This is a genomic window from Chryseobacterium artocarpi, assembly GCF_001684975.1.
GTDB classification, from domain to species: Bacteria; Bacteroidota; Bacteroidia; order Flavobacteriales; family Weeksellaceae; genus Chryseobacterium; species Chryseobacterium artocarpi.
This window is the reverse complement of sequence record NZ_MAYH01000049.1, coordinates 93,930-106,561: the sequence shown is the minus strand read 5'-3', so window position 1 is coordinate 106,561 and position 12,632 is coordinate 93,930. Positions and strand designations below refer to the sequence as shown.

Genomic DNA, 12,632 nt, shown 5'->3' with positions numbered 1-12,632 from the left:
AACTCTAGTAGTTTTCTTCTTCTCCTTTCATTTTTTCTGCATTCTCTGCCATGATTACGGCATCGATCATTTCAGCAATATCTCCGTTCATATAAGCATCCAGATTGTACATAGACTTGTTGATTCTATGATCTGTTACTCTTCCCTGAGGATAATTGTACGTTTTGATCTTTGCAGAACGGTCACCTGTAGAAACCATAGATTTACGTTGTGCAGCAATATCTCCCTGTACTTTCTGTAATTCGATATCGTAAAGTTTTGTTCTTAGCATTTCCATTGCCAATTCTCTGTTTGCTAACTGAGAACGAGCTTGCTGACAAACTACTACTAACCCTGAAGGTTTGTGTGTCAACTGTACTTTAGTTTCAACTTTGTTTACGTTCTGACCTCCGGCACCTCCTGAACGTGAAGTCTGCATTTCAATATCAGCAGGATTCAGTTCGAAGTCTACTTCTTCTGCTTCCGGTAAAACAGCAATGGTAATTGCCGATGTATGCACTCTACCCTGAGATTCTGTTTCCGGTACACGCTGTACACGGTGAACTCCTGATTCGAACTTCATGATACCGTATACGCCTTCACCTTCCACTTTCATGATCAATTCCTTATATCCTTTTGCAGCTTCATTAGAATCGGTCACTTCATGTCTCCAGCCTTTTGTTTTGAAATACATGGTATACATTCTATATACATCTTCTACGAAGATTGCAGCTTCATCACCTCCTGTTCCGGCACGTAATTCTACGATAACGTTTTTGTCATCGGCTGGGTCTTTAGGAATCAAAAGAACTTTAAGCTCTTCTTCCAATCCAGGAATTTTTGATTGTGCTTCCAGTTTTTCTTCTTTAGCAAGATCTACAAGATCTCTGTCTGAACCGTCAGCAATAATTTCGTCAGACTCTGCAATGCTATCCAAAGCACCTTTGTACTGATCGTAAACTCTTACAATTTTTCCCAAATCACTATATTCTTTGTTCAAAGAAGAATATCTTTTTTGGTCTGAAATGACATCAGGCTGTATAATAAGGTCTGCAACCTCATTATATCTTTGTTTTATAGCTTCTAATTTTGGAATTAATGATTTAGACATTGTGGAATTTTTGTGGGTGCAAAGATAAGAATTATTAATTCAAAATTAAAGTATAAATTTTTGAGCATGAAGGGTAAAGCGACAAAATTGTAAAAAAGTGAGTCTGTGAAATTATCTGTCTGTATTTTATGTATTCAATTATTAGCTTAAACTTGCCTGGAAATTCTTCTGTCTATCCAATATAGAACGAGCCCTACTGCAATTATTCCTAATCCGATCATACTTTCTTTAGGGTTATGAATAAAGGTAAAATAAAGAATGTATATACTGAACAGGAGGAAAACGGTCGGAAATATGTAAAATGTATTGGATTTAAATATTTTACGGTCTTTCTTTTTAAGAAAATAAACCGTTGAGATTGCCAGACTTGCAAATAACTGAAGGATAAATGCTGTATAAACAAAGATCTCCTTGAAACTTCCTGTTAAAATAATGATCGCGGCAATCACTGCATGAGCAAAGATAGCTCTTACCGGAATTCCTTTTTTGTTTCCTACTGAAAGCGGTTTCCAAATACGTGTATCTTTTGCAAAAGCCTGTGTAAGCCTTGAACCCACCCATAAATAGCCGCTAATTGTTGCAATGAGCTGTAATGCAATAAAAATATTGACAATTTTTCCAAAGGAAAGTCCCAACATGTTCACTGCCGCCTCTCCCATTACATCTTCTTTTCCTGCTAATTGACTTACCGGAGCATGTTTCAGCATAATGTAATTGACAAGGATATAACTCACTGTCACAAAAACAGTTCCTATGATCAGGGATTTTGGAAGATTCTTTTGAACATCTTTTATTTCTCCTGCAATATACGAGGCAGAGTTCCAACCGGTATAGGAATAGGTAACAAAGACCAGTGAAGTAGCAAAGGCGGGAAGCATGATTTCGTTTTGCCAGCTGTTACTGAAATTCAGACTGTTTCCAATTTGTGGATCATCTGATAATCCAATCCCCAGAATAACCAATACAATGATAAAGGCTATTTTAATAAAGGTGAAGAAGTTATGAAACCGGCTTGAAGTCTTTAAACTGAATGACAGAGTAATCGCAACCAAAAAGATCGCTGCAATTGCAAAACCGTTCCCAAAAGAATAATCAAATACAGAAAGATATTTGGACATTGCGAGAGCTGCCAGTGCTACAGGTGAAGAAAACCCGATAATCAGTGAGATCCAGCTTATGAGATATCCAAATAAAGGATGGTAAGTTTCTTTAAGATAAATAAAATCTCCGCCATTTCCTTTAAAATGAGATCCTAATTCGGCATAGCAGAAAGCTCCAAATAATGCGAGAATTCCTCCAATGACCCATAACAGGAAAATACTGTAGGTATTGGTAATATCTGATAACTGAAAACCGAGTGTTGTAAATATCCCAGTTCCTATCATATTGGAAACTACAATGGCAGCAGCTGTCTTCCAGCCAATCTGATGTGAAGAAGTACTCATTTTTGATTAAAAATTAAAATTAAGCCTTCCAAAGAAATAGCTTCCCAATGTTCCCATCTGAACCGGTGCATATTTGAATACTCCATAATACGAATTTTTGTAAGTCTGAAGGTCCGGAAAAACATCGAATACGTTATTGGCTCCTACCGTAAGATTGATATTTTTAGTAAGATTATATCCTATACTCACGTCGGTAACCACCTTTGGAGAAAACTCCTGAACGACTCCGAAAGGAAAACCATCTCTTATGACTTTACCAAAATAGGTATTTCTCACGAGAAAATTGAACCTTCCTATTCCATAATTCAAGCCTAGGGAAGCTTTTGTTTTTGGAGAAAGTGTTTCAATAATATTGATTTGATCCGGACCGAAATATTCGTCTCTTGGGGTATCTATCTTTTCAGGGAAATGAAAGTCCGTGATTTTTGTTTCTGTATAGTTTCCGGCAAGGTTTATATTTAAGTTTCCGCCACCCAGCTTCCAGTCGTAAGTAGCAACCAATTCTATTCCTTTGGTTTCTGTATCAATTGCATTGGCAAAAAATCTTCCGCTTTCCACTCCATAATTTGCCAGTCTTTCGTCGGTAATATTACTGGTGATGACAATTCTGTCTTTTACTCTGATCCAGTATCCGTCTATGGTAATAAAGAGATTGTTTAAAGGTTTAAAAGTAAATCCTGCACTGGCATTCACCGAAGTTTCCTGCTTTAGTTTATCAAAATTAAGGTCACGTGCTGCCTGACTGTCATTTCTAAAGATTCCTTTGGTAACGATCTTTAAACCACTTGTGGAAATATCTGCGTAAGAGTTATTAAAATACTGCTGTTGAAGCGATGGCGCTCTGAACCCTGTTCCAACAGCTGCTCTTACTGCATAATTTTTTACAAATTCATATCTTACTGCTAGTTTTCCGTTCAGAGTATTTCCAAAGTCTGAATAGTTTTCAAATCTTCCTGCCAGATCAATGCTCAGCTTTTTATCCAGATCATAGGAAACATCTGCGTATACTGCTGTGGAATGCCTGTCTTTTTTCAAGGCATTTGCTGGTGAAAAACCGATAAAGGATTGTGAACCACCTGCTCCAATGACCTGTGAGCCATCCACAGCAATATTACCGTTGATATCATATTGAGTATATGAAGCTTCGTCTCCTGCTTTTATCTGATATTGTTCAAATCTGAATTCTCCTCCGAATGCAATATTGAAGTTCTTTATATTTTTAGCGACATCAAGATTTACTGTATTTTGCAGAAAACTATGTGATCCGGCATAAAAAATTGTTGGCGATTTTATTCCTAAGGAAGCGTTGTTGGTATTGCTTACATTATATTTGAATGTATTGCTTCCAAATGTATTGCTGAGATCAATCAACCAGTCGTTTACGTTATATTTTGCTCCAACAGCATAAGAAACATCATAGATCTGAGATCCCAATACTGCCTGAAAACCATAAGGATAAATTTCTTTAACGACATTAAAATCCTCACTTGGCAGTCTTCTGAAACCATATCCTTTTCCTTCTTTGATACTGAACCCACCAAAGGAATAGAATTTTAGATTATCATTCAAAGGATATTCTGAGTTGAAAAATAATTGTCCCTGTCTGATTTGAGCATCTCCGATCTGGAAATTAAAATCATCTCTTGTCAATCCTTCTTTTTTCAGCATAAGATCATCCTGTTCTCTTGCTTCATCCGGATTATCAGCAAATTCATAAGCGAAGTTTTTCCCAAAGATATCAAGATCATGATTTTGAGTTCTCGTTGTCTTACCTCTGTGGCTTAATTGTAATGAAAGGTTGATAAAACCATCATTTTTACCAAGAGAAGCGCCATAATTTACACCAGCCTGATAGGTTTCTCCGTCATTTCTGCCACTTAACCCATAAGTTAAACTTGCAGAAGCACCCGGATTCTTTTTAAGTATAATATTGATAACTCCTGCAATGGCATCTGATCCATATTGTGCTGCGGCGCCATCTCTTAAAACTTCTATTTTTTCAATGGCAATGATCGGAATTGTGCTTAAATCTGTTCCTACAGAACCATTTCCTACTGTGTTCTGATAGTTTACCAGAGAAGTTGTATGTCTTCTTTTTCCATTAAGTAAAACCAAAACCTGATCAGGTCCCATTCCTCTCAAACTGACAGGATCAATGTGTTCTGTTCCATCAGAAGCAGATTGTCTTACGGAATTAAATGACGGAACCACATAGTTCAAAAGGTCCTGAGCTGTCATTTGTGGTGAAGACCTTTGAATTTTATCGATATTGATAACATCTACCGGAACCGGTGTTTCTAGTTTTGTTCTTTTAACGCTACGGTTTCCTACGATGACAATGTCTTCGATTTGTTTTCCTTTTTCCTCCTGCTCCTGGGCTGCGACCAAAATTGTCCCAAGCAGTAATGCAACTGTGCTTAATTTTTTCATCTTTATTCTTGCCAATTAATATTCGTTCTCCGCAGATCGTTCTGCAGATACACACAAGACATCAAGAAATGGAATTCATATAAGAATATTGACTTCACTTATCTCCCCCATCGGGTTGGAATTAGCACCTTTACATTTCTGGAATCATGCAGGTTGCTAAGGTTTCTTTGGGCCAAATCCCTCCACCTTTCTTGATAAATCTAGTGCAAAGGTAGACTTATTTTTTAAATATGCAAAAAAGGCAAATCTGCTCATCTGCAAATTTGCCTTTGTATTTATTTTATAATCATTTTTTGAATTGCCATTCCTGTTTCTGATTTCAAATGGACAAGATAAGTTCCTGCCGGATAGTTGATTTTCAGTTCATGGGTGCCGTTTTCTTTATTCAGCTTCAATGAATCCAGCTTTTTACCATTCATATCAAAGATGATAATTTCCCCGTTTTTAGCTTTGTTAAAAATTAATTTTGCTAAGCCATTTTTTACAGGATTATCTGCAATCTGAAGTGACAGTTTATTTGCAGCATTCACATCTGAAACAGACAACGCTCCTTCATAATTCCCGAAAATTCTGAACTCTCCCGGCTGTAAAGTAATGGAAGCCGTTGTGTTGGTAATATTATTGATCGTATTATCCATTAAATTCTGCCATTGCCCCGTATATGGGAAGTAAGGAGTAACATTTTGTACTGAAGTGGAATAATTGGCAAGCACTACAACATTCTTCATTCCGTTGATAGAAGTATCATACATATAGATTCTTGTGATCAATCCGTCAGGATCGTTTGAGAGATTGTTGGATTCTATACTATACGTCTTAGATTTAAATACCTGATGGCTGTTTCTTATATCTATAATTTTCGCCCAGGTATCATACACTGCTTTTCTGTTGGCATCATTGTCATATCCTAATGTAAAAGCAATAGGTTTTTCGTCTGTTCTGCACCCATTATCAATAGTTCCGTTAGCACATCTGTTGATACTGAATTCATAGCCCAGCTCTCCAAACTGCCAGATCATTTTTGGTCCGGGAATGGTAAAGAATGTTGCTCCAAAAGTTTTCATTCTTTCAAGAGCGGTAGTAAGGTTTTTTACGTTGTAGCTTCCGTTAACTGCACCGTAAGCAAGATTTTTAAACATTAATCTTTCCTCATCATGGCTTTCTCCAAATCCAACTGCACGCATATTGGTAAAACCGTGAAGGTTATGATTCATACGGTCGTAATTGCTGTTTTCCTTATAACCCATTGTATTTTGATTGTAAGGTTCAGTTTGTTTATTCCAAAGCATCACCCCTTTTCCTTCTGCTGTTTTATAATTTGCCCATTGCTGTTCTTCAGCGTCAGTTCCAAGATGTTCAAATATCATGTAAGAATTCGGATCAATTGCCCATTGTTTGTCTGCATAATGTTTCATAATATCCACTCTGTCCTGCTGGTAGGCATTGGTACAGTTTTCATCGTTTTCGGAACAGTTCTGTGTAAATCCTTTTGTTAAATCCCAACGGAAACCGTCGATACGATATTCTGTAAGCCATTGCTGAAGACATCTTTCAACGTAATATTGAGTTGAAAGACTGGAATGGTTAAAGTCATTAAACACATTATAAGAATGTTTAGGAACTTGGTTGAAATAAGGATTATTGGCTGCAACATCTCCGTAACCGTCTCCATCAGGATCAATATTCCAAAGTCTTACCAATGGTGAACGCCCAGTTGCATGATTAAATGCCACATCCAGAATGACCGCAATTCCGTTCTGATGGCACAGATCTACAAATTCTTTGAATTTTTCCGGGGTACCATATGCTTTATCTAAGGCATAATGGAAGGAAGTATTATATCCCCAGGAAAGATTTCCATCAAATTCCATGATGGGAAGAAGCTCAATGGCATTGATTTTTAAATTCTTTAAATAAGTAATCTTATCTATTAAAGACTGCCAGTTTTTCTCCTGGGTAAAGTCTCTTAATAACAATTCATATATGATAAGATCTTCTTTTGCGGGTCTCTGAAAGTTATTTACCTGCCAGTTATAAGCTGTCTGTCCTGTCTTGAATGTAGAAACCTCAAAGTCCTGTCCTATCGGAAAAGCTGGAAGATTAGGATAGGTGGAAGCAGAAATCCATTGATCATCATAGGAAGATAAGATCTGCGGCGAGTAAGGGTCAGCTACTTTTTTTAAATCATTGGTTCTGTATTGAAATGTATACAATTGCTGTGGAGTTAGCCCCCTCAATTCTATCCAATAAAGATCAGGATTGGTTGTATCTCTTTTCATTAAATAAGTATCATTTACAGCCCAATTATTGAAGCTTCCTATTACATGTACAAAATTTTTATGAGGAGCATATAAAGCAAGTCCTACTTTGGTCTGATCGGCAGTATTATAATTTATCCCTTGTTTTATCCACCCCGGAATTGACTCAGAAACCACATTTCTGGGAACCTGTAATATGAATGTTGCTTTCTTTGAGCTTGCTCCTTCCATTGCTATAAGTTCCATATTCGTATCCTGTGTTACCGTATAATTATAAGAATATGATTGAGCCGGTGTTGGCGTAGAATTTACGACTGTTCCATTCGCTTTGAGCTGAAACGTAGCATTTACGTTTGTTGTTGCTGTAATATTAATTGAATTACCCGTTGGTACAGAAGTAATACTATTGGCAGCAGGATTCGTTAAGGTAAGGTTCAAAACTCCAACATTCACGTAGCTATTCGGTGAAGTCTGGTGTACACCGGTTTTATCTTTTAATAAAAATCCGAATCTTCCAATTCCGATTCTACCGAAAAAAGCAGTAGGCGTAAATGTCAGTGAATAAGAATCAGTTCCTGCATTATAGTTGAGTTTATTCAGCTCATTGGAATTGTCCCAGCTTCCGTTGGTAAGACAATCCTGACTATTTTGATAGTTTGCATCATAAGACCAGGACCATATGTAAATTGAATTATTGGAGACTCCCCAGGCTGCTTCATCAATCTGATCCCCGGGAACCGTCAGCGTAATAGCGTCCGTTTCATTAAATGGATTGGGTGAAATTGTATAATTAATCTGCCCGAAAACAAACAGTCCTACAAGCAGAAAAACAATAGAATAAAACTTTTTCATGTCGTTATTTTTATCGAATATAATATTATTTTTCTTTGATAACATTTATTTTTATACATCACATGAGCAATATTGCATAAAAAAGACCCATGAAAAAAAATTCATGAGTCTTTCTAATAAAAGTAATTGTAATGAACTATTTGTACCTAACGAAAAAACGTCAGTTATATTGATTGTTGCCCTTAAAAAAAATTAGTTTTTCATAATTTTCTTAAGAACAGTCTCTCCATTCTTTAATTTTATTTCCACCCAATATAAACCTTGGGAAAGTCCGTTCATATTGATTTGACGATCTGAGAAGTCTACTTCCATTGTTTGTCCTATAGCATTTATAACCTTTACGCCCTGTATTGCAGAATCTGTTTTAAGCATCAGAATTCCTTTTGTAGGATTAGGATATACTTCAACACTTTTACGGTTAAAACTAATGTCTGTTGTTCCCAATCCTGCTTCAGTTTTAACACATCTTACTGACGCTCCCTGACCTCTTGGACCTCCCGCAGCAGGATTAATAGATATGGTTCCTATATATAAATATTTCCCTCCGCTTGTTGCCGTACCTGAGCTCCAAAAATATCCTCTCTGCCCTACAAAGGTAAGTGCCCCGCTTGAGCTGCGATATCCACCCATAGGTAATTTCAAACGACCTTCATAAGCCTTTGTAATGGTAGATATACTTTCTAAAGGAACAATATTTTCCCAATCTGCCTGAGAAGGCAATGCCCAGTTTGGTCCAATAGCCTTACATGGATCAATAGATTCTGTCTCTGTAACATCTGTTAAATTTGTTCCTGTCCATTTATCTCCACTTCCATTGGATGACCACCAACCGCCTGTAATATACTCGCTAGATCCCTGAAGCCCATCCGGCTTATTCACAGAAGGTACTGATCCAATAGCTGAGTTTCTTAATTGATGCCCATCATCCCATCTTCCCCACTGAAAAAGATCGCCATAAGACTCTTCATCATTCGTGGACTCTGCAGTCCTCGAACTTCCAAGATTCTGTTGAAGCCATACTTTTCCATCTGCAGCTCTTACCGTGGTATAAGTAACCTGCTGTCCCCGATAGGTAAATGAAACACATCCCAAATCCCCTGCATTTGTTCCCGGATCTGTATTATTGCAGACTTGCTGAGCCTCCATCATACCGCCTGCCATCAAAGTCAGTAAAACACCAACTCCAAGCTTTCGTACTGCAAAATATAAATCTTCAATCATAAATATTATTTTTAATTATTCTAAATTTAATTTAATTTTGCGCAAAAGTACCGCTCAGAATTAATTACGGGTTATCATTTTCAAACTTTTAGTTATCCTATTGAGATCCTACTTTTAATTGTACCTACCGTAAATGTGCTGTATGAAGAACCATCCGAAAAGTGAAATTGTTTTTAAATCTGAAGATATTGAGATTGTAATGCAAGAAGATAAAGGTTCTGATTTTTTTTCAAAATCTCAACTGGTTGAAAGGAAATCGAGCTTCAATATTCTGTTCTTGTTAAGTTCAGATATTCATCTTAAAGCCTATGATTGCAGTAATCAATATTCATTTCAGAAAAATCAATACATCTTACATTACTCATCACAGGAAAATCAGTCAGAACTATGGAGTGAAAGTGATGAAAACCTGAAATATCTGCAAATTCAGCTTAAATATAGGTATGTATTCAACCTTATCAACCCTAAAAACAATAAGGAAAGTTCAGAAATTCTGAAAGATATGACACATAATAATTTCATATTTCTAAGAAAAACAATTCCTCCTACCATAACGGTTGAAATGCATATGATTATAAAAGAGATTTTAAGCTATCAAAAAAAAGGGGTTATTCAGAAACTATTCATTGAAGCAAAAGTGATAAAGCTTCTTATTCTTATTTTTGAACAGTTTAATGAAAAAAACAGACTTGAAAGCACTTCAGATATTCCTGAAATGATTAAAAAGTTTATTGATGAGAATTACCATCGGAATATTAAAGCGGAAGAAATCGGGAAGCTGATAGGAATTAATCAGAATCTCATCCGAAAAGAATTTAAATCAAAATATCAAATGACCATCACTCATTATATTGCAGAACTACGAATGCTAAAAGCAAAAAAACTAATTGCCAATAAGGAAATTATGATCAAAGAAATCGCTATTGAGTGCGGTTATGAATATATACAAAACTTTACCCGTGCGTTTAAAAAGAAATTCGGAGTATCGCCGGAACACTTGAGAAATAATAAATAGAAAAACCGCCTAAAAAAATTAAGCGGTTTATATATGTTGTTTTGCTTTGATATTACTTTTTCAGAATTCAGGTGAAAAAGCAATGACAATCAATTAATGATGATGTCCGTGATCGTGAAGGAAAGGACCGTTTCCTTTAGGTTGGCTGTAGATCGTTTCTACACCTTCCTGCTCAGTAATAAGCTTTCTTCTGATATCTTCAGGATCGAAAGGCTTCACTTTTCCGAAGTACTCTTTCAAACCTTCAGTAAGCCACATTGGGATTACTAATCCGAAGAACATAAAAATACACCAGAATCCTACTAAGAACATAGTAATGAAAAATACAGTCCAAAGGAACTGGTAGAACGGCCAAAATGCTGATAAAATAGTTATCATTCTCTTAAAGATTTTAGGCAAAAATAAAGCTTTTTTCTTTTTTACACAAAAGATACAGGCTCTAATTTTTAATTTATTTTAATTCTATATAGGTTTTGAGACTCTGAGACAAGAGATATGAGTTTTAAACAATCATCTCATATCTCCCTTCTCGAGGTTTTTATTGTCTGATTAATGAGCAAGATTTGCAAAGAAATCGTTTCCTTTATCATCGGTAATGATGAAAGCCGGGAAGTCTTTTACTTCAATTTTTCTTACTGCTTCCATTCCTAATTCCGGGAAGTCTACAACATCTACCGATACAATATTATCTTTTGCAAGGATTGCTGCTGGTCCTCCAATAGAACCAAGATAGAAACCTCCATATTTATTACAAGCGTTGGTAACGTCTTTACTTCTGTTTCCTTTTGCCAGCATGATCATACTTCCACCATGGCTTTGGAACTCGTCTACATAAACATCCATTCTTCCTGCAGTTGTAGGTCCGAAACTACCTGAAGCCATTCCTTCCGGTGTTTTTGCGGGTCCTGCGTAATAAATCGGATGATTTTTGAAATATTCCGGCATTGGTTTTCCACTGTCGATGATTTCTTTGATCTTAGCATGAGCAATATCTCTTGCTACGATTAAGGTCCCGTTTAGTTTTAATCTTGTTTTGATTGGATATTTTGAAAGCTCGGCTAGAATTTCCGGCATTGGCTTATTCAAATCTACTTCGATGGCTTCTTCAAGGTGTGGTGGTGTAGATGGAAGGAATCTCTTTGGATCCTGTTCTAATTGCTCCAGGAAAATTCCATCTTTTGTAATCTTTCCTTTAATGTTTCTGTCTGCTGAACACGATACTCCCATTCCTACCGGACAAGAAGCAGCATGTCTTGGAAGTCTGATTACTCTTACATCATGGGTAAGGTATTTTCCTCCAAACTGAGCTCCGATAGCACTTTCCTGGCAGATTTTCTGAACTTTAGCCTCCCATTCAAGGTCTCTGAATGCTTGTCCTGCTTCATTTCCTTCTGTAGGAAGATTGTCATAATATTTTGCAGATGCTTTCTTTACCGCTGCAAGGTTTGCCTCAGCTGAAGTTCCTCCGATTACCAAAGCTAAGTGATATGGAGGGCAAGCTGCTGTTCCAAGATCTGAAATTCTTTCTTTAACGAATTCTTCAAGAGATTTTTCGTTCAGTAAAGATTTTGTCTTTTGATATAAGAATGTTTTATTTGCGGAGCCTCCTCCTTTTGTTAAGAATAAAAACTCATAGTAATCTCCTTTCTTAGCGTAGATATCGATCTGTGCTGGAAGGTTTGATCCTGAATTTTTCTCATCAAACATCGTTAGAGGAACTACCTGAGAATATCTAAGGTTTCTTTTTTGATAGGTATTATAGATACCACGGCTTAAGAATTCACCATCATCTACTCCGGTGTATACATTTTCACCTTTTTTACCCATTACGATTGCTGTACCTGTATCCTGGCAAGAAGGTAGTGCTCCTTCAACCGCTACGGCAGCATTTTGTAATAAGTTATAAGCAACGAATCTGTCATTATCTGTAGCTTCAGGATCATCAATGATTCTTTTAAGGCTTTCTAGGTGTGAAGAACGTAGCATGAAAGATACGTCTGCCATAGCTTCTTCAGCCAACAACTCCAATCCTTTCGGGTCAACTGTTAAAATTTCTCTGTCACCCAGTTTTTCAACCTTTACATAATCTGATGTAAGCTTTTTATACACCGTATCATCTTTCTGAATTGGATACGGATCCTGATATCTAAATTCCATTCAATTTTTTGTTTGTACAAAAATACGGCTTCCATTAAAAAAAGATGAGTAAAATCAGTCATTAAAATTGATATTTATAATGATTATAAATTGCGGGTTTCTGAGTTTATAACTAACTTTATACTAATCAAATAATGAATCCGCAAAAAAGAAAAAAATGTGGT

8 protein-coding genes and 1 riboswitch are annotated in these 12,632 nt (G+C 36.4%); of the genes, 1 reads left to right on the top strand and 7 read right to left on the bottom strand.

Annotation, left to right across the window (positions count from 1 at the left end; genetic code table 11):
• Positions 1–4 precede the first annotated feature (4 nt).
• The 5 genes from prfA to BBI01_RS19745 all read right to left on the bottom strand — a co-directional run bounded on the left by prfA (position 5) and on the right by BBI01_RS19745 (position 9,296).
• Positions 5–1,090 (bottom strand): peptide chain release factor 1, encoded by a 1,086-nt coding sequence (gene prfA, locus BBI01_RS19765; RefSeq protein WP_065396370.1) that lies wholly within the window; start codon positions 1,088–1,090, stop codon positions 5–7.
• 146 nt (positions 1,091–1,236) lie between these two features.
• The gene (locus tag BBI01_RS19760; RefSeq protein WP_065396369.1) at positions 1,237–2,535 is read right to left on the bottom strand and encodes an APC family permease; all 1,299 of its coding nucleotides are present in this window, start codon (positions 2,533–2,535) and stop codon (positions 1,237–1,239) included.
• A gap of 6 nt (positions 2,536–2,541) precedes the next feature.
• Entirely contained in the window at positions 2,542–4,965 is a 2,424-nt protein-coding gene (locus BBI01_RS19755; protein WP_065396368.1) for a TonB-dependent receptor plug domain-containing protein, read from the bottom strand.
• A gap of 95 nt (positions 4,966–5,060) precedes the next feature.
• A riboswitch (SAM riboswitch) is annotated at positions 5,061–5,166 on the bottom strand.
• Positions 5,167–5,240: 74 nt separating this feature from the next.
• Positions 5,241–8,075 carry an alpha-amylase family glycosyl hydrolase gene (locus BBI01_RS19750; protein ID WP_065396509.1) on the bottom strand — a complete coding sequence of 945 codons (2,835 nt, stop codon included), beginning with the start codon at positions 8,073–8,075 and terminating at the stop codon, positions 5,241–5,243.
• 192 nt (positions 8,076–8,267) lie between these two features.
• The gene (locus tag BBI01_RS19745; protein ID WP_065396367.1) at positions 8,268–9,296 is read right to left on the bottom strand and encodes a T9SS type A sorting domain-containing protein; all 1,029 of its coding nucleotides are present in this window, start codon (positions 9,294–9,296) and stop codon (positions 8,268–8,270) included.
• A 142-nt stretch (positions 9,297–9,438) separates the two neighbouring features.
• Between BBI01_RS19745 and BBI01_RS19740 the strand changes: the two genes are divergently transcribed.
• A complete protein-coding gene (locus tag BBI01_RS19740) occupies positions 9,439–10,311 on the top strand; it encodes a helix-turn-helix domain-containing protein (RefSeq protein WP_065396366.1) in 873 nt (290 codons plus the stop codon).
• 93 nt (positions 10,312–10,404) lie between these two features.
• On the opposite strand, the gene BBI01_RS19735 is transcribed toward BBI01_RS19740, so the two are convergent.
• Positions 10,405–10,689 carry a hypothetical protein gene (locus tag BBI01_RS19735; protein WP_181575077.1) on the bottom strand — a complete coding sequence of 95 codons (285 nt, stop codon included), beginning with the start codon at positions 10,687–10,689 and terminating at the stop codon, positions 10,405–10,407.
• Between the two features lie 171 nt (positions 10,690–10,860).
• Positions 10,861–12,468 carry a fumarate hydratase gene (locus tag BBI01_RS19730; protein ID WP_065396365.1) on the bottom strand — a complete coding sequence of 536 codons (1,608 nt, stop codon included), beginning with the start codon at positions 12,466–12,468 and terminating at the stop codon, positions 10,861–10,863.
• Positions 12,469–12,632 lie beyond the last annotated feature (164 nt).

What these genes read in the sequence shown, in the direction of transcription:
- prfA (WP_065396370.1), bottom strand. Translation starts at nt 1,090, where the DNA reads ATGTCTAAATCATTAATTCCAAAATTAGAAGCTATAAAACAAAGATAT.
- BBI01_RS19760 (WP_065396369.1), bottom strand. Translation starts at nt 2,535, where the DNA reads ATGAGTACTTCTTCACATCAGATTGGCTGGAAGACAGCTGCTGCCATT.
- BBI01_RS19755 (WP_065396368.1), bottom strand. Translation starts at nt 4,965, where the DNA reads ATGAAAAAATTAAGCACAGTTGCATTACTGCTTGGGACAATTTTGGTC.
- BBI01_RS19750 (WP_065396509.1), bottom strand. Translation starts at nt 8,075, where the DNA reads ATGAAAAAGTTTTATTCTATTGTTTTTCTGCTTGTAGGACTGTTTGTT.
- BBI01_RS19745 (WP_065396367.1), bottom strand. Translation starts at nt 9,296, where the DNA reads ATGATTGAAGATTTATATTTTGCAGTACGAAAGCTTGGAGTTGGTGTT.
- BBI01_RS19740 (WP_065396366.1), top strand. Translation starts at nt 9,439, where the DNA reads ATGAAGAACCATCCGAAAAGTGAAATTGTTTTTAAATCTGAAGATATT.
- BBI01_RS19735 (WP_181575077.1), bottom strand. Translation starts at nt 10,689, where the DNA reads ATGATAACTATTTTATCAGCATTTTGGCCGTTCTACCAGTTCCTTTGG.
- BBI01_RS19730 (WP_065396365.1), bottom strand. Translation starts at nt 12,468, where the DNA reads ATGGAATTTAGATATCAGGATCCGTATCCAATTCAGAAAGATGATACG.